Genomic DNA, 25077 nt, shown 5'->3' on the forward strand with positions numbered 1-25077 from the left:
GGAATAAACGTTCGTATTATTAGGAGGGATCAATATGGTGGGGGAGCTTAGTTTGGAGCAATTTTTGTCTCGGTATAATACAGAGGAGGCCTGTGCTGACTACTTGTTTCAAATGAAATGGCCTGAAGGATTTGTCTGTACGCGTTGCAGTCATCGCCAGTATTATATGACTATCACCCGCAGATTACCTCTCTATGAATGTGCCCGATGCCGCTACCAGGCTTCTTTAACCGTTGGAACCGTCATGGAAGGAAGTCATACAGCTCTGCAAAAGTGGTTCCACGCGATCTTCCTAGTATCCCAACCTTCTCCTGGTATTAGTGCAACGGCTTTGAAAAAGGAAATCAATGTGACGTATAAAACTGCCTGGTTAATGCTCCATAAAATTCGCCGCGCGATGAGTGAGGCGGATGCTTCTGTTCAATTATCCGGAATTGTGCAAGTCCATGATGCCTGCTATGGCCGGCCTTATAATCCTACACACTTCACACATGCAGAAGAGCACCCGCTTCTTGTTGGAGTCAACCTGAATGAACAAAAAGAACCTACCTATATTAAAATGAAGCTTCTTGTAGAGATTCCAAGGGAGAAAAGGATTAATCGTCAAGAAAAAGAGAACTTTGCCGATCGGTATATTCAATCTGAAGAATCCCAAGTGGAGTTTATTACAGAGAGGCTAAAACCACGCAAACTTAAAAAAGGATACCCTATCTTTACCATTGCCCAACGTTGGATCAACGAAACATTTCATGGCATTGGAGGTCGACATTTACAAGCTTATTTAGATGAATTTTGTTATCGATTAAATCGGCTGCTGCAAAAAGCACCTCTTTTCGGTAGCCTTATTCAGTGCTGCGCTTCATCGAAAGCGGTGAGTTACAGGACGATAGTAGGGCGGAGGAAAAGATTTAAACCAAAGCAATTGGCCGATCTCCCTATCTAATTGTTAGGAAACAAGCAATCAACAACCAGCTTATGGATCGAAGGGAATGTGCCCACTCTAAGCAGCTTGGGCAACAATAATAGTTTTTCTGAGCAAAAGGGATGATGCCTAAAGGAGTTAGAAAAGTAACCCTATTTAACATCCAGCAATGACTCACGATATCCTTCAATAACAAAATAGTTATCCCTAAGTAAATTCCTGACCAAAAGGGATAGTGCCTATAGGGGACAAAGAAGTAACACCACCTCGCCAAGGAGTCACCTTAAAATAAATCAGTCCTTTCTGAGGAGAGGGGATTATGCCTACAAGAATTGGAAAAACACACACCCCCCCACCCCACAGTCACAACGTCTACATCAAGACTAGGCCCGAGTTTCAGGTTGATATTCATTTTCCCAGAAATCAGCATCTTTAATTCCCAATTTAATCGGATCAAAAACGGGATCAAGTCCCATTCTCTTTTGCTTTTCATAATCTTTCAAGGCTACTAAAGTAGGCCTAGAGAGCAGAAGGATCGCAATCAGGTTTAGCCAGGCCATGCTTCCTACACCGATATCGCCCAAAGCCCAGGCAAGTTCAGCCGTTTTTACACATCCGTAGTAAACCATCCCCAAAACAGCAATTCTGAGGATGTGTTCAGACCATACCCTTCTCACCTTTCTATTTAGATAGGCAAGATTTGTTTCAGCTATATAATAGTAAGCCATGATTGTGGTAAAGGCGAAGAAGAGCAGGGCAATAGCAACGAAAGGTGCTCCAAAACCGGGAAGTACAGATTCAACAGCTTGTTGGGTAAAGTAAGGCCCGGCTTTGACATCCCCCAAATTGTTGACAATCGGGGCAGATCCTTCAGGCGTGACATTATACATCCCAGTCAAGAGAATCATAAAAGCGGTTGCGGAACAAACAAACCAAGTGTCTATATAGACGGAAAAGGCCTGGACCAATCCTTGCTTGACAGGATGGGTTACCTCTGCCGCTGCGGCCGCATGAGGAGCCGTTCCTTGTCCAGCTTCATTGGAGTATATTCCACGTTTGACCCCCCAGGATATCGCCGCACCAAGAATTCCTCCAAATACGGAATGCACTCCAAACGCACTAGAAAAAATGAGAGATAGAACGCTGGGAAGCTGGGAAAGGTTTGAGCCAACGATGATTAAAGCTACGAGAATATAGCCTAATGCCATAAAAGGAACAACAAACTCGGCAACATGCGCAATCCGTTTGACCCCACCAAAAATTATCACTCCGAGAATAATGATCAAAATAATACCTGTTACTTTTGGATTGATCCCAAAGGCGTTGTCGATTCCGATCGCAATACTGTTGGCTTGCACGCCGGGCATTAAAATACCTGTAGAAATAACAGTAACAATAGCAAATAATATAGCGTACCATCTCTTTTTTAGCCCTTTTTCAATATAAAAGGCAGGCCCTCCACGAAATTGACCCTCCTGTTTGCTTTTATAGATCTGTCCAAGTGTCGACTTAACATAGGCAGAACCAGCACCCAAAAACGCGATTAGCCACATCCAAAAGATCGATCCGGGGCCACCAGCAGCAATAGCAGTCGCTACACCGGCAATATTACCAGTTCCAACCCTTCCAGAAAGGGCAATCGATAATGCCTGAAAGGAAGATACACCGGCATCGGAACTTTTTCCCTCAAACATGATTTTTACCATATGCCCAAAGTGACGAATTTGCAGAAAACGAGTCGATATGGAATAAAACAACCCTGCCCCTAGGCAAAGAAGAATCAGGGCGCGACTCCAAATGATGTCATTTAGGCTATCAACAATAAGCTGCAGAAAAAAGCCCCCTTTTTATCTAATTCAAGAAACCTGTATGTATTATAAAATGCAACCATTCTCCTATAAAACTATTTTGTTTAAATAGAGAGGATGTAAATTTAACCATATCCTCTCCTATAATAGCCTTATTGCAACGCCCTGTAATCATTCTTTTAGGAAAAAGTAACTATTGACTATCATATAATTAAACATTATAAATATTAATATAATTTAAATTATTTTAAGAGGAGTTGATTGACTGGAATAAGGGACCGCAGGATTACATTCAACTTAGGACCTACTTAAATTTAAATGGGAAAAAGGAGGATGAGATTTGGTTAAATCAGCATGGAAAAAGACGTCATATCTTTTGTTAACCTTGGTAATGACAACCGTATTGCCCTTTTCTGCTGCTGCCAGCAACTCCGCGGCAAGTGAAAAAAATAAACACCTCGATTTAACGGTAGCAACCATACCAGATATTCAAAAAGCCTTACATACCGGGCAGCTGACATCACAGGAATTGATTCAATATTACTTGAAACGAATGGATGCCTATGATCAAAAGGGCCCAAAACTAAACAGTATCATTTACATTAACCCTCATGCGATGGAGGAAGCAAAGAAGCTTGACGAAGAACGCAAACAAAAGAAAATTCGCGGACCGCTGCATGGGATTCCGATCATTCTGAAGGATAATTTTGATACCGCCGATATGCCGACAACAGGAGCTGCCCAGGCATTGAAGGGTTCGATTCCGCCAGATGATGCGTTTTTAACGAAAAAGCTGAGAGATGCCGGGGCAATTATTCTGGCCAAATCGAATTTGCACGAACTTGCTCGCTCGGGGACCACAGTCAGCTCATTGGCTGGACAAACCTTAAATCCGTATGACCTAACCCGTACACCGGGAGGCTCAAGCGGCGGAACTGGCGCTGCGATTGCTAGCCATTTTGCAGTTGCTGGTATGGGGACAGATACGGTGAATTCCGTGCGCTCACCTTCATCTGCAAACAATCTCGTGGGCTTTAGACCGACCAGAGGATTGTTAAGCAGAGATGGCATTATACCTGCTGCCTTAACCCAAGACACAGCAGGCCCTATAACAAATACGGTGACAGATGCGGCGGTTATGCTTGATGTGTTAGCGGGCTATGACCCTGCCGATATCGAAACAGCTTGGAGTGTAGGACATATTCCCAAAACCTATACAGATTCCTTGAAAGAAGACGGCCTAAAAGGCAAACGGCTTGGTGTGTTGAAGACACTATTTGGTTCGGAAGCCAAACATCAGGAAGTCAATCAGGTGATGGAACAGGCCATTGAGGACCTTAAAAAGCAGGGTGCGGAGATTATTTATTTGGATGTACCTGAACTGGATGTCGATAAGCTGGCCAGTGAAACGGATGTTCAGGTTTATGAATCAAAGCCACTAATTAACAACTACCTAGAAACCCTGGGTGAAGATGCACCTGTCAAGAATGTTGCGGAACTGCTTGCGGCAGGTGTACATCCAACCATTGAACAAGGCCTGAAAGACGCCCAGGCATTGGAAAATCCAATGGAAATGCCAGAATACAAGAATCGCCTAGTCAAACGACAGGAAAATCGGGACCTGGTGATGAAAGTGATGGCAGATCAACAATTAGATGCATTGGTTTACCCACACCAAAAGGAATTGGTCGTAAAAATAGGTGATTCGCAAACAGGTAGGAATGGAATGCTAGCAGCCGGAACCTGGTTCCCAGCATTAACCGTGCCTGGCGGTTTCTCTACACCGACAGTGACAGCACCGCTAGGTGTGCCCGTTGGGATCGAATTCCTGGGTCGCCCCTGGAGTGAACCGACATTGTTCGAAATAGGCTATGCCTACGAACAAGCTACAAAGCATCGCAAGATGCCGCATTCCACACCTTAAAACGATGGAATCACGTGGATGAATGGAGGCTAAGAAATTAGCCTCTTTTTTTCTTGCCTACTTTTCGAAATATTGGAGGAAAATTGGAGATTGTTGTTGAATAACATTTTAGGGTGGAAAATTCAGAGTAACAGGAACTTAATTTATTTTTTCATTGTTCGGTTATGAATTCGCTGTCAAGCAGACTCGAAAAGAGACAAGCATGGGAGGTAGGTCAGGGTTGGTAAAATGGTCAGATGACATTCTAAAAGAATTGCATAAAGAAGAAGTTTCTGGGATCCCCCTGAAAGTTTACTCCAACCGCCCGCAGACCTTAACGGAGACTTTGGAGGAGAGCGCCCGAAGATTCCCGGATAAAGAGGTATTTATTACAGATACCACGACAATAACCTATCGGGAATTTCAGAAGCGCGTGAACAATGTTGCCTATCAGTTGCAGCACAGGTTTAACCTGAAAAAAGGGGATCGTATCGGGATTCTTTTGGTGAACAGTGTGGAATTTGCAATTTGTGCTTATGCTGCAGCCCAATTGGGCGCGATTGGCGTGATTCTGAATACAAAGCTAAAGGCCAAGGAACTGCAGTATATGCTGGAGAACTCCGGCGCCCGCGTAATCATGACCAATCCACAGTGGTGGGGACATATTGAATCGATAAGGGACGCGATTCCTTGTGAAGCGTTCTTTGTTACAGGGGAGACAGTTCCGGAGGGGACTTTACCTTTCTCTGAGCTAGATTCGCAAGAAGCCCCAATCATGGTAAGCGCTGAAGTTAAAGAGCATGATCCGATTTTTATTATGTACACCTCGGGTACAACGGGGCTGCCCAAAGGGGCCGTGATGACCCACTTTAACTTTGTCCATACGATCTTGAATTATGTGAATTGCCTCGAGCTGAAGGATACCGATCGTACGTTGATCGCCATCCCGCTGTTTACCATCTCCGGCCTTGCTGCACAGCTTGCTACTTTTATCTACCTGGGAGCCAGTTGTGTCTTGATGCCGCAATATGATAAACGGGAGATGTTGCGACTGGTGGAAGAGAAGCAGGTTACCCATATCATGGGATCCCCAACGGTTTATATGATGGCTTTGGCTGAGGCGGATTATCAAAGTTTTGATTGGCGTTCTATGCGGCGGATCGTTTATGGAGGGTCCCCAATGCCGACAGACGTGATCGAAACCCTAAAGAAATGGTTGCCACAGGTCGTCTTGACAAACGCCTACGGTTTGACAGAGACCACGTCGCCGACCACCTTGTTGCCGATGGAATACCAATTATCACGTAAGGAAACGGTGGGGATTGCCGTGCCGAACGGGGAGTGTCGGATTGTTGATCCGGATACGGGAAAAGATTGTCCACCAGGAGAAACAGGAGAGCTAGTCGTTCGGGGCCCATTCGTCATTCCGGGTTATTGGCGCAATGAAGATGCCACGCAAAAGTCGTTTCGTAATGGATGGTTTCATACGGGTGATATGGCATCCATGGATGAAGAAGGTTTCATCGTCATTCAGGACCGGATTAAAGATATGATCAACCGCGGCGGAGATAAAATTTTTAGCGCCGAAGTGGAAAATGTGCTGTACCAGCATCCGAAAATTCTCGAAGCAGCGATTGTCGGTGTTCCCGATCCCGTTTATGGGGAGGCGGTCAAAGCGGTTGTCGTTTGCCGGAAGGGGCACAGCATGACAGTCGAGGAGCTGCTAGACTACTTGAAGCCTCGGCTAGCAAAATACAAAGTACCTAAATACATCGAGTTTACCGACCAGCTTCCGCGTAACCCTGGAGGCAAGGTTGTGAAACATTTACTTCGTACCATTTAAAAAAGAAAAGGAGAGGATCAGGATGGAAAATATCGTTATTGTCAGTGGGGTAAGAACAGCAGTTGGTACGTTTGGAGGGGCTTTTAAAACAGTTTCTGCATCTGATTTAGGGGCAATTGTTATTAAAGAAGCCGTAAACCGCGCAGGGATTGATGCTAGCCAGGTTGATGAAGTGATCATGGGATGTGTGGGACAATTTGGAGAAGAAGCATACTTAGCACGTGTCAGCGCAATCAAAGCCGGATTGCCGGTTGAAACCACCGCACAAACCGTCAACCGCCTTTGTTCTTCCGGGCTACAAGCGATTGTGACAGGAATGTCAGCGATCCAAACCGGGATGGCAGAGATCGTGGTCGCAGGTGGGGCGGAAAATATGAGCAGATACCCTTATCTTTCCCGCGATATGAGATGGGGAGCAAGAATGGGTGACACGGGGATGGTGGATGGCCTGCAAGATATCCTTTCCGATCCGTTTGAACGCTATTCTATGGGAGTTACCGCGGAAAACGTGGCGGAAGAATTCGAGATTTCGCGCTTAGAACAGGATCAATTCGCTTTGGAAAGCCAACAAAAAGCAATTCGCGCTATTGAATCTGGAAAGTTCAAAGAACAAATCGTGCCTGTCCCCGTAAAGCAAAGAAAAGGCGATGATATCATTGTTGATACCGACGAACATCCAAAACCAAACACAACACTGGAAACTCTAGGTAAGCTGCGCACTGTCTTTAAGAAAGATGGAACGGTTACCGCGGGAAATGCTTCCGGGATCAACGATGGGGCTGCCGCTGTGGTGATGATGTCCGAGTCCAAGGCTCGTGAACTTGGGATCAAGCCATTGTTAACGATTGTCGGAGCTGCTGTTGCTGGGGTACGTCCATCGCATATGGGAACTGGTCCGATCCCTGCTGTACAGAAGGTACTTGAAAAAACAGGTCTAACTCTCGATCAGATCGATTCGATTGAATCCAATGAGGCCTTTGCCGCCCAAGCTTTGGCTGTTTCTAAAGGCTTAAACCTAGATCCTGAAAAGGTCAATGTCAACGGTGGAGCCATTGCCCTCGGACACCCTGTTGGTGCAACCGGCTGCTTGATCACAGTGAAGTTAATGTACGATTTATTGGAGCGGAACCTGGAATACGGCTTAGCTACTTTATGTATCGGCGGTGGTCAAGGATTAGCAGTCATTTATAAAAATGCACAACAATAAGTGGGAACGGAGGTAAGGGACAATGAATATAGAAAAAGTGATGGTTGTTGGGTCAGGACAAATGGGCTCGGGAATCACCCAGGTGTTTGCGACGGCTGGAATGCCTGTTTTAATGGTCGACGTAAAGCAGGAGTTTGTTGATCGCGGAATCCAGACGATCCGCAAGAACTTGGAACGCAGTGTGGTTAAAAACCGCATAACAGAAGCGGAAAAAGAGGAGATCCTTGGGCGGATCAGCACCTCTATAGAAATGGCCGATGGCAGCGACGTAGATTTTGCCATTGAAGTGGTCACCGAAAAGGAAGAAATCAAGAAGGATGTCTTCCGCAAACTTGATGAATTGCTCAAAAAAGAAGCAATCATTGCTTCCAACACATCTACAATTTCGATTACCAAGCTGGGCGGAGTGACGAAGCGTCCAGATAAGGTGGTCGGGATGCACTTTTTCATCCCCGCACCGGTAATGAAACTTGTTGAGGTGATCCGTGGATTAAGGACCTCGGATGAAACTTACGAAACCGTCATGCATTTATCCGAAGCGATCGGCAAAGAGCCGGTTACAGCACAGGATTTCCCAGCTTTTACAGTGAACCGTTTATTAGTGCCAATGTGGAATGAAGCAATGTACATGGTTATGGAAGGAAACAAACCTGAAGACGTCGACCGCGCTATGAAACTCGGCGCCAATTTCCCGATGGGACCACTAGAGTTGGCCGATTTCGCCGGTTTGGACACGACACTTTCTGTTATGGAAGTGATGTACGAAGGCTACGGCGATCCGAAATATCGCCCATGCCCATTGCTCCGAAAAATGGTTGACGCTGGCCTGCTTGGCCGCAAATCCGGGGAAGGGTTTTATAAGTATTAAGTGCATAAATAAAAGGACCGGATACCCGGTCCTTTTTCGTTACATTCCATAAGATTGCCCTACTGAATTACTCGCTTCCACATCAACCGGGCGGCGAGATTGTATAAAGAACATAATGGCGATTGTTCCATAACCGATGATGTCTAGAATAAAGTGTGGATCGATTAGGCAAAGTCCGGCGATAAAGAGGGAGATTCGCTCCCAAAGACGCGCCCTTCTAATCAGGAAGCCCATCACGGCGGAGCTGATTCCGACCATTCCGACAAACGCGGAGATGAGCGCAAGGACTAGGCTTGACGGTGTATAATCGACGAGTACGAGTGCCGGATTGTAGACAAACATATACGGGATGATAAAGGCTGCAATGGCGAGCCTGGTTGCATTAATACCTGTCTTAAAGGGATTAGCCTTGGCTATACCGGCCCCCGCATAGGCCGCTAAACACACCGGTGGGGTGATGTCAGCAACAATCCCAAAGTAAAACACGAACAGGTGCACAGCCATGACCGGAACATCCATGGAGATCAGTGCCGGAGCAGCAATCGTCGCAGTAACAATGTAATTGGCTGTTGTTGGCAGACCCATACCGAGAATAATACAGGCAATCATCGTATAGAAGAGGGTTAGGATTAGAACATTGTCAGCCAAGGTAATGATTCCTCCAGCGACCTTTGCACCAAGCCCTGTAAGTACAACCACCCCAACAATAATCCCTGCGGAAGCACAGGCGGCGATAACCGGTAGGGCAGCTCTTGCTCCTTGCTCCAATGCATCGATAACTCCAGCCAGGTTGAAACGTGTTTCCTTGGAAAAAAAGCTTACTAAGAACGCTACAGCTATCCCGATGAGGGCGGCTCGCATCGGCGTTCTCCCGCTGAGAAGGGTGTAGATAATCATAATCAAGGGAAGTAGTAGATACCCTTGTTTGATCAGCAATTCCTTCATCTTCGGCAATTGATCAGCAGGCAAGCCGAAAATTCCTTGTTTCTTGGATTCAAAATGAACCCCCAAAAATACGCCAGTAAAGTAGAGGATGGCTGGAATCAACGCGTAAATCATAATCTCGCTGTAGGGAATTCCCGTATATTCCGCCATGATAAAAGCGGCAGCACCCATAACCGGTGGCATCAGCTGGCCCCCAGTCGAAGCGGATGCTTCTGCTGCTGCAGCAAATTCAGGTTTGTAGCCGGCCTTCTTCATCATTGGGATGGTGAAGGAACCAGATCCAACGGTATTGGCAATCGAGCTGCCGGAGATCATTCCTTGCAGGGCACTGGCTGCGACGGCGGCTTTCGCAGGCCCACCCGTAAATCTTCCAGTTAAAGCAAAAGCAAGATCATTAAAGTATTTTCCAATCCCTGTTTTGGTCAGCATTACCCCAAAGAAGAGGAAGAGGAAGATGAACGTAGAAGAAACCCGAATCGGAACACCAAAAATTCCATCTGTTTTAAAATAAAGATCAGAACTAAGAATGGACCAGCTGAAGCCGCGATGAGAGAAAAGGGGAATCCCACTGCCCCATAAGGCGTAAGCAAGGGCCAAGGCGGCGACAATGACAATGGGCATCCCCACACATCGACGCGTGGCTTCAAGCACAAGTAGAACGCCTAAGCTAGCAACGATGATATCCAAGCTCGTGTAACCGAAAACGGTTCGTTTTAAAAGTTCTTCATATTGAAACACGTTATAATAACAAACAAAAACCGAAGTGAAGGCAAGCAGAACATCATACCAGGGAACTCCAGTCTGTTTGCGATGAAGCCCGCTTTTAATCGGGTATAAGAGGAAAATCAGTCCAAGGGCTGTTCCCAAGTGCACAGCACCTTGAATCTGTGTTTGCAAAGTTCCAAAATAAGAGGTATAAAGGTGAAAAACGGTCAAGGCAACCGCTATAAAGGTAACGACCCACGTCCAAAGTCCTAAATTTCGACGATAATTGCTTTCACGATCATATTTTTCCAAAATGGCTTCTGCGGAAGCTTGTGCGTCTACTTGGTCGATAGTTTTGGCCAAACGGTTTCACCATCCTTTCGAAGTTGTCGGTTTGAAGGTACAAAAAGGCCGGACACAGCGTGTCTGGCCCTTACCATGTTTTGGTGAATGTAAAGAGGTGGAACAACAGATCTTATTTAATTAAACCGATTTCCTTGTAATATTTTTCAGCCCCTGGGTGGAAAGGAAGCCCTTCCGAACCGTTCAAGGCATTTTCCTTTGTCGTGAATTTCGCTTGCGCGTGGGTTATATCACCTGATTTTTCAATCATGGTTTTCGTTAGGTTGTATGCTTGTTCTTCACTCACTTTATCCAAGCTTGCCACCATAATCGCGTAGGCAGAAATCGTATGGATATCTTTGTCGATCCACTCATACGTACCTGCTGGGATCGTAAGGGCGCCATAGCCTGACTTTTCCACGATTTGATCCAGTTCTGGCCCGGTGATTTCTAGAATCTTGGCATCCTTAGTAGCGGCGTTCAATTCTGCAATACTTGAAGCGGGCACACCCAAAATACCAAAGGAGGCGTCAATCGTTCCATCTTGTACGCGGTCCTTAGCAGCACCAAAACCTTCGCTAAATGCCTCGTATTCGCCTTCCTTAACCCCGTAAGCCTCTAAAATAATCTTTGAAAGAACAGCCGTTGCACTACCGCCAGGTCCAACTGCAATACGCTTACCCTTCAGATCAGCGATGGTATTGATTCCGCTCTCGCCCCGTACAAGGATTTGCAAGACCTCAGGATAGACATGGCCGATAAATCCAAAGTTTGTAATCTTATGCCCTTCAAACTCTCCTTTGCCATTCACCGCATCACGAGCAGGCAAGTGAACGGTCATTCCTAAATCAAATTCACCGCTTCCAATTTTGGCGAGGTTTTCGATCGAGGCTGCAGAAGCAGTAGAAGTGACGTTAACCCCTTCCACGTTCTTGTTCCATAGGTTTGCGATCTCACCGCCAAGTGGATAATAGGTTCCACCTGTACTTCCCGTTCCTAAGATCATTTCTTGCTTTTTGCCAGAATCTGCTGGCTTCTCTGCAGGTTTCTCTGCGGGTTTTTGTTCACTGCTTTGTTCCTTTGGCTGACTTGGAGCTGGTGTACTTGCGCCACCACCACAGGCAGTCGTTAAAGCCAAAGCAAGAACCGCCACAAAAGAAGCCCATCTTTTCATTTTCATCCGTGCAATCCCCCTTGTTTATATATTTGTTATGTTAAAGCACACTGGAAGCGGTTTCACCGTCTGTTATAGAAAAATCTGAATTCCCGCCCATATTTGAAATTTTATCATACACAGACTTTTACTGCAATATACATTGCAGAAGTTTTGAGAAAGTGAAACAGGAATACCAGATTTTCAATTTTGTTAAATGAGCTTGGACAGAGCCCCTTCGTAGGCTTCCAGTGTACGTTCAACCTCTTTGGCCCCATGAACGGTTGCCATGCTATAGCGGTTTAATGGTTTCGTATAGATTCCTGAGGCAAGTAGATAGTAGTCCAACTCTTTGCGCAGGGCAAAATTGGATTTTTGCAGATCGCGGTAATTGCTGATCTCTTCCTCTTCAGTAATAACTACATTAAAGATAGAGCCCATTCCTACGGTTTGCATCGCTATACCATACTTGGCAAACAGCTTGCGAATTCCTTCCTTTAATTGTTCGGTCACAGCCAGGACATGGTCTATTTCCTTTTCCAATACCTCAATCGTCGCTAACCCCGCGGCAAGAATCGTAGGATGTCCGTTATAAGTACCGCTATGAAATAATACGTCCTTCGCACTAGACTTATGACTTTGACTGCTGTCGAATACGTCAGATGAAGAGGTAGGGGCACTTTGCATCAAAATATCTTTCTTGCCGCCAATAATCCCAACAGGGAACCCGCCGCCAACCACCTTGCCCAACGTGGTCAGATCTGGTTTTACTTGAAAAATCGATTGAGCACCTCCTAACCCAAGACGAAAACCGGTCTTCACTTCATCGAAAATCAATAGGATTCCTAATTCCTCGGTCAGTTTTCGAAGGCCAGTCATAAAAGCGCGATCCGCCGGGATGAACCCGCCCTGAATCGGCTCCATCATGACGGCAGCGATTTCATCTTTTCGTTGGCGAAGGATGTCGGCAACAGCTTCTAGATTGTTAAAGGGGAGAATCACCGTATGTTCCGCATGATAAGGATCAACCCCTTTGGATTCAATTAACGATTTTGGTGCGTGGGCAGGTCCTGCTTCGCTTAAAGTTGGGTTGACGCTTAACAGTACTTGATCATAGCCTCCATGATAATGCCCTTCAAACTTAGCGATTTTGTGTTTGCCGGTATAGGCATAAGCCATCCGAATGGCAAGCAGCGTTGCTTCCGTCCCGGAGTTGGTGTAGCGGATCATTTCCATACTAGGGTATAGCGATTGGATTTTACGGCCCATTTCCACTTCCAGACGATGGGGGGTGCCAAACAAGAAGGTTCCTTCCTGTTCCATCTGGGTTTGTATCGCCTGTTTGATAGCAGGGTGTCCGTGGCCAAGCATCAGCGCGCCATAAGAAAGTAAATAATCAATATATTCGTTGCCATCGAGATCATAAAGATAAGCGCCGTTTCCACGCTGCATCACGATGGGATAAGGGTCAAAAGCCTTAATATTGGCCGTTACCCCACCAGGCATCACTTTACGGGCTTCTTCAGCAAACTGCTTGGATTTTGGGGTTTTCCTGACGTATTCTTGGTAGGCCTCACTTAACATGCTAATGGACATAATACTCACTCCTATGAAATATTATTTTAAAATATTAATTAGTATGAAATATATATTACATTGTATCTTGGTTTTTTCGTTTTGAAAATAGGAAAGTTTCTTGCCTGTTGAATCATCCTGGAAAGTTTTTTATAATGAGGCAAACTGTTGTTAATAGAGGAATGGTAAAAATGGACCGGGACAATGTATACCAGTATATCGCGGAAAAGATCCCACAGATGAGCAAATCACAAGGCAAAATTGCGAAATACATTTTAGAAAATACGCATGCTGTACCCTTCTTTACAGTCGCCAAGCTAGCGCAGAAAGTGGGGGTGAGTGAGGCTACTGTCGTTCGCTTCGCTACGTCCTTAGACTATTCCGGCTATCCCGAACTGCAGCAGGCGATGCAAAGTTCTGTTCAACAGCAGTTGACGACAACGGAAAGACTGCGAATGTCTTCGGTTGCCTATGGGGGAAAAGAACAAGGGGTATACGAAATTTTTCGCGATGATATGGCGAATATCAAATCAACCATGGAAAAGTTAGATGAGGCAGCTTTTCTTAAGGCAGTTGACCTGCTTCTGCACGCGGAAAAAGTTTATATTTCCGCCAATCGTAGTGCGGTGTCCCTCGGGGTTTTTCTTCAATATTATTTAACAATCGTGTTGGGAAATACCGAACAGATCACTTCAGTAGAAGGGATCGGTGAACAACTTTATAAACTTAGTGAGCGTGATGTCGTAATCGGCATCAGTTTTGCCAGGTATTCCAGCAGCACGATCGAGGCCGTTGCTTTTGCTAAGGAACAGGGGGCGACGACGATTGTGATTACGGACAATTTGCTCTCACCATTGATTCCTCACGCCGATGTGATCTTGACCGCTTCCAGTCAAATGCCTACTTTCCTTGATTCCTTTGTTGCTCCACTCAGCTTGATCAACGCGCTGATTACTTTTGTTGGAAAAGAGCGGATGAAAGAGGTAGAATCAAGGTTGGATAAGCTAGAGGAAGTTTGGCAGAGATTTGGCGTATTTTATGATAAAGGACGGAATTAAGTGTAAGAACGGAGGATCTAAATGGCATTTGAACCGAAAATGGAGCGTAAGGACTTAAAACGCTTTATCAAATTAACCTTCTCGGTTTGTATCCGGGCGGTTTTTCCTATTTTATTTATGCAACTCTATTTTTTGGACCTGGAAAATGGGGGGATGGGGTTTGTTTGGTTGTTCCTCGCATTGATTGTTGGGTTTTACTGTATATATAGACTTTTTGCAATACAAGCATTGAAACAGGTTATTTTTAAAGTGATCCAGGGCCAGTCAGATATGGTTTTAATCTTCTCAAAGGAAGAAGGACTGAAAAGACTGCGGCGAATTGTGATATCTACCTTAATCACGATGGGATGTTTTATTTTTATTATTTATAATTCCGTACATGCGAACAATCAAGTTTTCGGCTGGACCTTCGGTGTTCTGTTGCTGCTTACGGCATTCTTCCTTTCCATTTCCCATGTGTATTCTAGGTATATGATTGAAAAGGGTAGAGAGTATTTAGAACAGATTCAAAAGCAAGGAGTAGGGTAACAAACAGGGGCTGTACAAGATAGATCAGAATAGGTACAATAGTCAGTAGGTTCCAAATGATGGCAAAGGGGTTGTTTAAATATGGCTAAAGTAGCATTTCTACTAGCGAATAACTTTGAGGATTCCGAGATGAAAAATCCTTACGACGCGGTGAAAGAAGCCGGTCATGAAGCGGTCATCGTCGGAGCGGAAAAAGGTGCAGAAATCAAAGGGAAAAAAGGAACAGTTTCCTATACAAGCGATGTATCCATCAATGATATAAAGGCTGCCGACTTTGATGCTGTCGTGATTCCTGGAGGATCTTCACCTGAAGGTGTTCGTGTTCAGGATCAAATGGTGCAATTTGTGAAAGAAGCGAATGACCAAGGTAAAGCGATTGCTGGGATCTGTCATGGTCCACAGGTCATGATCAGCGCTGATATTCTGAAAGGTAAAAAGACGACTTGCTTTGTCGGCATTCGTGACGATGTGAAGCTTGCAGGCGCTGAGTATTTGGACGAAGAAGTAGTTGTGGACGGCAACTTGATCACTTCTAGAACGCCAAAGGACGAGCCTGCATTCATCCGCGAAATTTTAAACAAGCTGTAGTAACCTAAAAAGGCATCCCTTGTGGGTGCCTTTTGTACGTTCTAACAACTTTTCACGCGTTCACCGATCATTCCTTCGATAAGGCAATCTCACCTCAACTGTTGTTCCTTTTCCGACTTCACTTCGGAAATCAATCCATCCCCGATGCTCGCGAATAATTTTTTGGCATACTGTCAATCCAAGTCCCGTTCCTTTTTCCTTCAAACTATAGAAGGGCTGTCCCAATTTCTTAATTTTGTCCGGGGAAATTCCAATTCCTTGATCCTGAATCGTAATTAATAGATTCTGCTCGTCTTCTCGCTGAGCGGTCAAACGAATCTCACCGTCGTGGTCCATAGCTTCAATCGCATTTTTCACAAGGTTGATAAAGACCTGTTTAATTTGATTTTCCACACAGGTGATCAGCGGAAGGTTTGGCTCGCTCTCTACAATCAGCTCGATCTTATTAAGTAAAGCTTGCGGATAGAGAAGGGTCGATACCTGCTCAAGCAGTATCCATATCTGAATTTCTTTAATTTCAGAGATTTGCGGTTTAGCTAGACAGAGAAATTCATTGGTGATTCCTTCCATCCGTTCTAACTCGCCGTACATCACATCGATATAGTAAGGATGATCTTCTTCCGTTTTCATCATTTGCATAAAGCCCTTTAGGGTTGTTAAAGGATTGCGGATTTCATGGGCAATCCCTGCAGCCAGTTCCCCTACAACAGATAGCTTTTCCGAGTTGCGCAGCAGATTCTCCGTTTCTTTCCGCTCGGTCACATCCCGGCTAATGACTACAAATTTTTCTACCTCACCAGAGCCTGTGAGGATCGGCACATAGTTGGATTCCAACCAAACGTAGTGTCCGTCTTTGTGTAAAAAACGGTATTCGAGGGTTGATGAACCTTTTTTTGCAAGGGATTCCCGCCATAGCTGAACAACTCTTGGTGTATCCTCGTGATGGATAAATGGCACTACATTTTTTCCAAGGAATTCCTCTGGGGTAAGCCCTAGAATTGGCAAATGGGAAGGGGAAACATACAGGGTATCGCCGTTAACGCTTAACATCGCAATCAGATCGGATGAATGCTCAGCAATAAGGCGATACTGCGCCTCACTTCTGCGCAGTTTCTCTTCCATTAGCTTCTTCTCCGTGATATCCCGGTAAACAACCGAATAGCCAATCAGTTGATTAGAACGATCATAGATCGTTGCAGCAGAAGCAAAAACCGTACAGATCGAACCATCTTTTTTAACCCGATCCGCTTCGTAGTGGATGACTGGCCTTCCTTGTGTGGTCAGATTGTGAAGGGCAGAGGAGAATTGTTGATCATCGCTGGGAATAACAGGGACTGGTTTCCTAAAAATTTCCTCTGCCTTCCACCCAAATAGGCGCTCAAAAGCAGGGTTTACTTTTACAATCATCGTTTCTTTATCTAAGAGAATAATGGGATCTGCGTTGTGGGTGATATAGGATTCCAGTTGCTCAGTGGCCTCACGCCAATGCTGAACTGTTTCTTCTAACTGTTTTTGTGATTGATGAAGTTTAAGGGTAGTAGCTTGGGCGTTTCGAAGCGATTCAGCAAGGTGATAGACGAGAACTCCTCCGAGCAAGAAGGCAACATCATACCCCACCCAAAAAGTCCATTCCGTTCGACCAGAAGTGTGTGAAAGAATGAGAGGGACCATGATCATCGTGCTGAGGTTCATCGCTATCCACTGATTTTTTTTGGAATGTATGATAGAGGAAATAAGCAGAGAAACCACGATGACAAGAAGGATGATGGCAATCGCTTCCGGAAAGGTGGTCATCTGACTTGACCAAAATAATCGGACAATTATCAACACGACTCCAGAAGACACCACCGAAACCCAACCGCCGTATAAGGCAGCTAGCAGCATTGGAAGGTGGCGCAGGTCAACTACCCCCAAATCAAATTCAAAGCGGAACAACATCAATACAGCACTCGCGGCACCATAACTAACCCCTAAAAATATTCGCTTTTTAACGGTGGTGTTTTTGTCGATCGGTTCTTTACAAATAAAGTAATGGATAACAAATAAAAAGGATAGGAGAATGGAAATATTCACACATAAATCTTTCAACATAATGTATTCCCTCTACATTCAAAATTTTGGCTATATATTACAATTGTAAAATTTTATTTGCTATACGTCACTAGTTATTTTCACATCAAAATAAAAAATTATGGAAAGAGGGGGAGTTTTGTCGAAGATCCATTGTGGGTGGGGAGTTCAATTTAATTCAAGGCGGGTATATACTAGGAAGTAATAAATAACAGATAAAGGCTGGTTGGAGATGGAGAAAAATTCAATAGAAAAATTTGGGCTGGAACCTGTCCCTGAAGATCAGAAGACAACCCGCTGGTATGAATTTGCAATTATCCAATTCTCTTTTTCGGCGAACGCAGGAAACTTCTTAGTGCCAGCGCTTGCCGTACTTCAAGGCGGCCTTTCCATGGGCTGGGCGTTATTATCTACGTTGATTGGTGCGGGCATGGCTTATTTGATGGTTTCCCTAATGTCCTATTCTGGGGCACAATATGGGATCCCTGCGCAATTTGCGATGAGAGCGATGCTCGGGGTAAAAGGTGCCCGGTATGTCTCATCACCAGCCCGATGTATGACGTCACTATATTGGTTTTCTGTGCAAATTGTCGGGGGTACCCTGATGATCCAGGCGCTTTCTGAACAGATGTGGAAAGTGGAACTGCCCTTTTTACCTGTTAGTCTTACCCTTGCTTTCTGTATGTCCATACTCGCGGTGGTCGGTTTTGATGCCGTTAAAAATATCACCAGATATGGCCTTCCATTGCTAACTTTAGGGTCTGTCACATTCCTTTATGTGTTTATTACATCACCTGCAGAAAACTTTATGTTCACCAACGTTTGGAATTCTCAAAGCGCAACAAATACATGGACAGCCAAAGTTTTCTTTGCCGGACTGGCATTTATCCAGTATATACCCGGGTCAGCCAGCTCCGCCGATTTAGCTCGATATGCCAAATCAGCAAAAGAAGCCCATTGGGGACTCCTGCTTGGTAATGCCTTGGGCTTTTTGGTAACGGCTATAATTGCCACTTACGCGGCAGCCGCTTCCGGGGATTGGAATCCTTATGTGGCTGTTTATCAAGCAACATCCTCCATTCCGGCATTGTTAATCATCTTTTCCTCCGGAATGCTGGCTATGGTTATTATCAACATGTTTAACGCATATTCAGGCGGATTTAGTTTGTTGAATTCTTTTCCCGGCCTGGGAAGAATCCGCAGCACCCTTTATTTTTGCATCGTGGCCACCGTACTTGGGTGTTTTCCAACGATTGTTGAAGAGGCCAAGGAGTATATCTCTGTTCTTGGGTACTTGATTGCACCCGTAATTGGCGTAGTTGGCGCAGATTTTCTAGTGATAAAGAAAAGAAAGATCGACCTCAGCGTATTGACCGGATCGTATACCTATAATCAGCGGGGCATTACCATGATATTTATAGGAACATTTCTGGCATTTGTGCTCCCGGCATCATGGATCCCTGGTGTTATCGCCTTTTTTGTCTCGGGTGTCGGGTATTGTGTGTGGACTATCGCCGTTTCTAGGCCAAAGCCTTCAGTGATCGAAGGGTGAGGGAGAATATGGGGGGCGGCCCCCCAACCCTCGGCCGGCCGTTTTCTCCGGGTTGTGTGGAAGGAACATGTGAAAGAGAGAAGAGTTTTGTTGGAGAGGTATGGTAGATTAGTGAGAACAATAAGCTAGTTTACTAATATCGAAATCCAAGGCTATTCCTGACTCGATTAGGTAGAAAACCTGGTTAGTTGTCGGGCAACGAGGCTATATCTGACACGATTAGGTAGAAAACCTGGTTAGTTGTCAGGAAAGGAGGCTATATCTGACTCGATTAGGTAGAAAACCTAGTTAGTTGTCAGGCAACGAGGCTATTCCTGACACGATTAGGTAGAAAACCTAGTTAGTTGTCAGGCAACGAGGCTATATCTGACACGATTAGGTAGAAAACCTGGTTAGTTGTCAGGCAACGAGGCTATATCTGACACGATTAGGTAGAAAACCTGGTTAGTTGTCAGACAACGAGGCTATTTCTGACACGATTTGGTAGAAAACCTAGTTAGTTGTCAGGCAACGAGGTTATTTCTGACACGATTAGGTAGAAAACCTAGTTAGTTGTCAGGCAACGAGGTTATTTCAGACACGATTAAGTAGAAAGCCTAGTTAGTTGTCAGGCAACGAGGTTATTTCTGACACGATTAGGTAGAAAACTTAGTTAGTTGTCAGGCAACGAGGCTATTTCTGAACAGGCTTTTATTAAGTTCTCAAAAGGGAATGGAATCGGACTGACCCCCAAGGCTCCCGCCCGGCAGAGTCCGAATCAACCCCGGATTCGGACTGAACTCCTAGACTCCTGCCCAGCAGAGTCCGAATCAACCCCGGATTCGGACTGAAACCCAAGGCTCCCGCCCGGCAGAGTCCGAATCAACCCCGGATTCGGACTGAAACCCAAGGCTCCCGCCCGGCAGAGTCCGAATCAGCCTCGGATTCGGACTGAAACCCAAGGCTCCCGCCCGGCAGAGTCCGAATCAACCCCGGATTCGGACTGACCCCCAAGACTTCCGCCCAGCAGAGTCCGAATCAACCACGAATTCGGACTGACCCCCAAGACTTCTGCCCGGCAGAGTCCGAATCGACCCGGGATTCGGACTGAACCCCAAGACTTCCGCCCGGCAGAGTCCGAATTAGCTCCGGATTCGGACTGAACCCCAAGACTTCTGCCCGGCAGAGTCCGAATCAAATCCTAGTGCTCAAAATCCACAACAATAATGTCAACTAATCCAATTTCTCTTAGGAAAGCAACTACTTCCTGGTGCTTCGGATGTGGGCCGTACGCTTCCAAAGAAGCCTTGTCCTCAAAGCGAACAGACAAGCCCACTTCGAACCCTTGGCTTCTCTCACAGAAATTATGGCCAGCCTGCAGATCAACGATTCCGCTGATTTGTCCTTGAAGCCCTTTTAACCGCTGGATGGCTTCGTTCTTTTGCTCACCCGTTGTACTAGTTCCAAACTTTAGAATAACTAAATGCTCAACCATGAAAATTCCTCCTTTATTTATCACTCATCTCCTATCTTATATCAGAATGAAATTGTAAACTACCCAGGTGCTAAACTTTCCTTTGCGGGAGATACTAGTAAGCGGAAAGGAGGGATGAACAAACGGCGAAGAAGCAAAAGGGAGTAGGTAACCTTGAGCAGACAGTTGAAGCAGATGATTTGACCTCAACAATGGTCGACACGGAGATTGGTCCACGAAACAAGAAGAAAAATAAGAAAATGAAATAAATGAATAGTTGAAAATGGAGGCTGCCTCAATGGTGGCCTTTTTCTATTCATCGAATTCTCACAACAAAACATACTATCACTTCAGAAAATATAGTAAAATAAAACAAGAAACAACAGAAAACTACAAAGAGTGGGAGTGTTAAACATGTTTGTCTCGAAAGCGTTTCCTTCAAATTATTTACAGCAGCCTGGAGTTCTGAAGGATGCAGCGAATTGGTTCAAGAAATTCGGTCATAAGCCTTTCATTATAAGCGGTCCAACGGCCTGGAGTAAGGTGGAAGAAGCTTTGGTGCCGAGCTTAAAACAAGGGGAAATGGACTATCAACTTGAACTATTTGCGGGTCATTGCTCGTATGAGGAAATGGAGAGATTGCTAGAATTAAGAGACTCCTCGACTGATTTTGTCGTGGGAATTGGGGGCGGTCAAGCCCTGGATATCTCAAAAATTGTGGCGAACCGACTAGAATTGCCGATCATCACGCTTCCGACGCTTGCCTCCACTTGCGCAGCGACTAGCCCTCAATCGATTATGTATACGCCTGAGCATGTCTTTGTGAAAATAGAGAAGTTTGATTTTTGTCCAATACTAACTCTCGTAGATACAGAAGTGATTCAAAATGCTCCGCTATCGTATCTCGTATCTGGAATCGGTGATACCTTGGTAAAGTGGTATGAAGCCTATCCGATCAATGAGGGGAAGGAACAGAATGCGAGAACGAAAGCAGGGCTGAAAATTGCCGAATTAGCCAAAGAACAATTGCTGGAGTACAGTGTGAAAGCGATTGATGAATGTAAATCAGGTGATTCCAACGCCGAAGCATTAAGTCAAGTCATCGATACAAACATTTTATTGGGTGGACTTGTTGGTGGACTGGGAAGCCATACTTGCCAAACTTCTGGGGCACACTCGATCAATTACGGGATGACCAATATTCCCCAAACGAGTCACGCATTACATGGAGATGTGGTTGCCTTTGGCTTGCTTGTTCAGCTTATGCTTGAGGACAAACCTTCGGAAATGGAAGAGTTAATGTCCTTCTATCAAAATATTGGACTTCCCATTTGTTTGACAGATCTAGCAGAGGACCCTATCAGCGAAGAAGACTTGGCCCTTGTTGCTCGTAAGTCTTGTGAACCGGCGAGATCGATCCATCATCTACAGTTTCCTGTAACAGCCGAAAATATTTTAAAATCTATTAAAAAGGTAGACGAAGTAGGCAGCCGGAAAAGAGCATCTAAGTAGAGAAAATGAGACTCAAAAGGATGTGAAAAATTGAAAACCAAAATTGTCATTCCCATTTTTCTGCTCATCGCCATGATTGCTGTGTTTTGGGTTGTCAGGTATTCACAAGAGCAGTTTGCGGTTGCCGAGGCCGTAAGTACTGCAACAGGACAACAAGTGCCAGAGGAGGTTCAAGATGTCACTCCAACTGAACCTGCGGAAGTTCTTGCCCCACCAGAAATCAGAGCTCAGGTCTACTCTGTTAAATTGGCAGCGATTGGGGATATCTTGGTGAGCGGTTCAGTCTATCGGGATGCACACAAAAAGAATGGCTATGATTTCACCACGATGTTTGAAGAGGTAAAGCCCATTTTATCAGCAGCAGATCTCGCCATAGCCAATCAAGAAACCATGCTGGGGGGCACGGAACTGGGGCTTTCTGAATACCCGCGTTTCAATAGTCCGAAAGAAATGGGAACAGCCCTGCAAGAAGCAGGGATTGATGTAATGACCTTGGCGAATAATCACACTTTGGATCGGGGAGAGAAAGCAATTCTGAATACCCTTGATCACCTCGATAAACTGGGGATTACATCTCTCGGAGCCAACCGATCAGCGGAAGATCAAGCACGGATTCGAACCGTTGAAAAAAACGGAGTCACTTTTTCGTTTCTCGCCTATACTTACGGAACCAACGGGATTCCCTTGCCTAAAGACAAACCTTATCTTGTCAATTTGATCGATAAAGAGAAGATGAAAAAAGATATCGAGAAGGCGAAGGATCTTTCTGATGTGATTGTGGTTAGTCTGCATTTTGGTAATGAATATGAAAGAATGCCAAATGATACCCAAAAAGATCTGGCACAATTTTTGGCTGATCAAGGGGTGCAGATTGTGATTGGACATCATCCACATGTCCTGCAGCCCGTGAGTTGGTTGACAGGTGCAAAGGGGAATCAAACTTTTGTGGCTTGGTCGCTGGGGAACTTCATTTCTGGACAAGATGGGAAATACAAAGAAATCGGAGGCATTGTAGGAATCGATGTGGTAAAAAAAGTGAAAGGGGATCTGATGACAATCGAGTTAAAGGAGCCGACTTTTTTGCCGACATTTTGTTCGAAAAAGAACTATCGAAACTACAAAATCAAGCTGCTTGAACAGATCAATCCACAAACATATGAAGAAATTAAAACGCATATGAACCAATGGGTTCCTGAGTTAAAGTTTGTTGCACCCTAGCGAGCACACTACCATCCCTCCTTCCATGAAGGAGGGATTTATAATATCGCATCACATTCCACGATCATCACAGATAGCTCTTTGGATAGATCAATTTCCTTAAGTGACTTCAAGTCTTCCCCCGATTCTCCTTTGAAAATTCGGATGATCGGTCGATCGATACAGTGTTGATTATAGGCAACGACAACACCAGTCTCTCCCGTACTGAGCTTCACCGTGACGCCAATCGGATAGATGGCAATTTTTTTGCGAAAAAGCTCGACTATACCCTGTTCAAAGTGGAGGTTTGTTTCAGAAAATATCAGTTCCATCGCCTCGTGAGGAAGCATAGCCCTGCGATAGACACGATGTGTAGTTAATGCATCAAATACATCTCCAACCGCCATTATCCGCGCATAAGGATGGATTTCTTCACCCTTAAGTCCTCGAGGATAACCCGTACCATCCCACTTTTCATGGTGTTGAAAGGCACAATGGGCCGCAAGTAGGGGAATATCCCATTCTTTTCTTAATAGCTCGAAGCCAATATTAGTATGTTCCTTGATCTGGGCGAACTCTTCGTTTGTAAGCCTTCCAGGTTTATGTAGAATCTCTTCAGGTAGCAGTAGCTTCCCGATATCATGCAGAAGACAACCAACTGCGATTTCATAAATTTTCTCCGAAGGGAGGCCTTTTTCAACGGCAAGTGCGCTGGTGTAAATCATCACGTTGAAGGAGTGAGAAAAAAGATAATTGTCCTTCACGTGAATATGGGTAAGCAGATCAACGACCCGTTTGTTGGATTGAAGCAGAGAAATAATATTTTGAATGGATTTCTGGAAATCTGAAATTCTGATGAGATCGCTTAGTTTGCGCTTTCCCTTCACCTCATGGATGTTTTTGAATAGGGTTTGGATCATTTGGATGGTCCGAGTGCGCAGTTCAAAAGGAATGGTTTCGTCAATGACAATATCATCCGTCAGAGGATCCAGGATATAAAGATGTGTAACACCTTGTTCATTTAGGCGGTTGATAAAACGATCGGTGAGCTCCATTCCATTAGAAATTAGCATTTTGCCATTTTCATGGTATACAGCCTTTCCGAGGATCATTCCTGATCTGCAGTTGTAAATGGATACAAGTCGCATTTTAGCAGTCCTTTTACTCAAGATTGTTGTTCCTATTATACCAACTTGTTGGACTTGAGACCACAAGATTTGTCGAAGAATAGGGAATTTTGGTGAATTACCCCATTAAAACTATCATAATTGTTTAATTACTAATATTATTGTAAAATATTAGGTAGGTTAATAGATGCTAGAAAATCAGATGAGAACAGAATAAAAAAAGGAGTGTTCAAACATGACCGAACAGAAAATACATCCTAGGGTGGAGAGATTGGCAACAGGTGAGGTGTGGAAGCTTTTTGGAATAGAAGTAATTTATGCAGAGGATCAACAAGCAGAATTGCATCTACCTGTAACGGAAAAGTTTAAGCAAGTATATGGGGTTCTTCATGGTGGAGTCATTGCCACTGTCATTGATATGGCGATGGGAGCAGCTTTCTCTACCACGCTGAAACCGGAAGAATACGGATCAACCCTTGACTTGAATATTCGCTATTTAAAACCAATGACAGGGGAAACCTTGATTGTGAAATCCAATATAATTAGAAGGGGAAGAAGGATTGTCGTCCTATCTGCAGAGGCCTTAAATGAAAAAGGGGACCATATTGCCTCAGCAACGGGACAATTTATGGTTTTAGAAAGATCATAGGTTTTGTCAGTATTTACAAAATGGTATCATTTCTCGGGAAATACTGTCGGTTTTAGGGGAAGGGGCATTCAG

At 44.8% G+C, this 25077-nt stretch carries 19 protein-coding genes; 12 read left to right on the plus strand and 7 right to left on the minus strand.

All coding sequences use genetic code 11. The features are described 5' to 3' along the window. The first annotated feature begins 37 nt into the window (after window positions 1-37). Window positions 38-943, plus strand: coding sequence for a transposase (locus J2Z37_RS19895; RefSeq protein WP_209812067.1), 906 nt, complete (start codon window positions 38-40; stop codon window positions 941-943). 362 nt (window positions 944-1305) lie between these two features. Here the strand turns inward: J2Z37_RS19895 and J2Z37_RS19900 are convergent, their stop codons facing one another. After that, window positions 1306-2754 carry an alanine/glycine:cation symporter family protein gene (locus J2Z37_RS19900; RefSeq protein ID WP_209812126.1) on the minus strand — a complete coding sequence of 483 codons (1449 nt, stop codon included), beginning with the start codon at window positions 2752-2754 and terminating at the stop codon, window positions 1306-1308. A gap of 316 nt (window positions 2755-3070) precedes the next feature. On the opposite strand from J2Z37_RS19900, the gene J2Z37_RS19905 reads away from it, so the two are divergent. The 4 genes from J2Z37_RS19905 (at window position 3071) to J2Z37_RS19920 (ending at window position 8551) form a co-directional block, all read left to right on the plus strand. Then, window positions 3071-4654 (plus strand): amidase family protein, encoded by a 1584-nt coding sequence (locus J2Z37_RS19905; RefSeq protein WP_209812068.1) that lies wholly within the window; start codon window positions 3071-3073, stop codon window positions 4652-4654. A gap of 220 nt (window positions 4655-4874) precedes the next feature. Beyond that, on the plus strand, window positions 4875-6476 hold the full coding sequence (locus tag J2Z37_RS19910) for a class I adenylate-forming enzyme family protein (protein WP_209812069.1): 1602 nt from the start codon (window positions 4875-4877) through the stop codon (window positions 6474-6476). A gap of 22 nt (window positions 6477-6498) precedes the next feature. Further along, window positions 6499-7683 (plus strand): thiolase family protein, encoded by a 1185-nt coding sequence (locus J2Z37_RS19915; protein WP_209812070.1) that lies wholly within the window; start codon window positions 6499-6501, stop codon window positions 7681-7683. A 22-nt stretch (window positions 7684-7705) separates the two neighbouring features. Further along, the gene (locus J2Z37_RS19920; protein ID WP_209812071.1) at window positions 7706-8551 is read left to right on the plus strand and encodes a 3-hydroxyacyl-CoA dehydrogenase family protein; all 846 of its coding nucleotides are present in this window, start codon (window positions 7706-7708) and stop codon (window positions 8549-8551) included. Between the two features lie 39 nt (window positions 8552-8590). Here J2Z37_RS19920 and J2Z37_RS19925 read toward each other — a convergent pair whose 3' ends face one another. From J2Z37_RS19925 to J2Z37_RS19935, 3 genes are all read right to left on the minus strand, one after another. Further along, window positions 8591-10564 (minus strand): TRAP transporter permease, encoded by a 1974-nt coding sequence (locus tag J2Z37_RS19925; protein WP_209812072.1) that lies wholly within the window; start codon window positions 10562-10564, stop codon window positions 8591-8593. Between the two features lie 112 nt (window positions 10565-10676). Next, on the minus strand, window positions 10677-11723 hold the full coding sequence (locus J2Z37_RS19930) for a TAXI family TRAP transporter solute-binding subunit (RefSeq protein ID WP_209812073.1): 1047 nt from the start codon (window positions 11721-11723) through the stop codon (window positions 10677-10679). A gap of 186 nt (window positions 11724-11909) precedes the next feature. Beyond that, a complete protein-coding gene (locus J2Z37_RS19935) occupies window positions 11910-13292 on the minus strand; it encodes an aspartate aminotransferase family protein (protein WP_209812074.1) in 1383 nt (460 codons plus the stop codon). A gap of 134 nt (window positions 13293-13426) precedes the next feature. Here J2Z37_RS19935 and J2Z37_RS19940 point away from each other — a divergent pair, with 134 nt between their 5' ends. The 3 genes from J2Z37_RS19940 to J2Z37_RS19950 all read left to right on the plus strand — a co-directional run bounded on the left by J2Z37_RS19940 (window position 13427) and on the right by J2Z37_RS19950 (window position 15445). Then, window positions 13427-14329, plus strand: coding sequence for a MurR/RpiR family transcriptional regulator (locus J2Z37_RS19940; protein ID WP_245203995.1), 903 nt, complete (start codon window positions 13427-13429; stop codon window positions 14327-14329). Window positions 14330-14350: 21 nt separating this feature from the next. Further along, on the plus strand, window positions 14351-14857 hold the full coding sequence (locus tag J2Z37_RS19945) for a hypothetical protein (protein ID WP_209812075.1): 507 nt from the start codon (window positions 14351-14353) through the stop codon (window positions 14855-14857). An 81-nt stretch (window positions 14858-14938) separates the two neighbouring features. Next, window positions 14939-15445, plus strand: a complete 507-nt coding sequence (locus tag J2Z37_RS19950) for a type 1 glutamine amidotransferase domain-containing protein (protein ID WP_209812076.1) — start codon at window positions 14939-14941, stop codon at window positions 15443-15445. A gap of 60 nt (window positions 15446-15505) precedes the next feature. Here J2Z37_RS19950 and J2Z37_RS19955 read toward each other — a convergent pair whose 3' ends face one another. Next, window positions 15506-17536 carry a PAS domain S-box protein gene (locus J2Z37_RS19955; protein WP_209812077.1) on the minus strand — a complete coding sequence of 677 codons (2031 nt, stop codon included), beginning with the start codon at window positions 17534-17536 and terminating at the stop codon, window positions 15506-15508. 211 nt (window positions 17537-17747) lie between these two features. Between J2Z37_RS19955 and J2Z37_RS19960 the strand changes: the two genes are divergently transcribed. After that, window positions 17748-19067, plus strand: coding sequence for a purine-cytosine permease family protein (locus J2Z37_RS19960; protein ID WP_209812078.1), 1320 nt, complete (start codon window positions 17748-17750; stop codon window positions 19065-19067). Between the two features lie 1180 nt (window positions 19068-20247). Here the strand turns inward: J2Z37_RS19960 and J2Z37_RS19965 are convergent. After that, window positions 20248-20541, minus strand: coding sequence for a Dabb family protein (locus J2Z37_RS19965; RefSeq protein ID WP_209812079.1), 294 nt, complete (start codon window positions 20539-20541; stop codon window positions 20248-20250). 393 nt (window positions 20542-20934) lie between these two features. On the opposite strand from J2Z37_RS19965, the gene J2Z37_RS19970 reads away from it, so the two are divergent. Together J2Z37_RS19970 and J2Z37_RS19975 are read left to right on the plus strand one after the other, a co-directional pair. After that, entirely contained in the window at window positions 20935-22032 is a 1098-nt protein-coding gene (locus J2Z37_RS19970; protein ID WP_209812080.1) for an iron-containing alcohol dehydrogenase family protein, read from the plus strand. Between the two features lie 30 nt (window positions 22033-22062). Next, window positions 22063-23250 (plus strand): CapA family protein, encoded by a 1188-nt coding sequence (locus J2Z37_RS19975; protein ID WP_245203998.1) that lies wholly within the window; start codon window positions 22063-22065, stop codon window positions 23248-23250. Between the two features lie 38 nt (window positions 23251-23288). On the opposite strand, the gene J2Z37_RS19980 is transcribed toward J2Z37_RS19975, so the two are convergent. Next, entirely contained in the window at window positions 23289-24398 is a 1110-nt protein-coding gene (locus tag J2Z37_RS19980) for an HD-GYP domain-containing protein (RefSeq protein WP_209812081.1), read from the minus strand. A gap of 193 nt (window positions 24399-24591) precedes the next feature. On the opposite strand from J2Z37_RS19980, the gene J2Z37_RS19985 reads away from it, so the two are divergent. After that, window positions 24592-25005: a PaaI family thioesterase gene (locus tag J2Z37_RS19985; RefSeq protein WP_209812082.1), complete on the plus strand. Its 414-nt coding sequence runs from the start codon at window positions 24592-24594 to the stop codon at window positions 25003-25005. Window positions 25006-25077 lie beyond the last annotated feature (72 nt).

It is taken from the genome of Ammoniphilus resinae, from assembly GCF_017873965.1.
GTDB lineage: Bacteria > Bacillota > Bacilli > Aneurinibacillales > RAOX-1 > Ammoniphilus_A > Ammoniphilus_A resinae.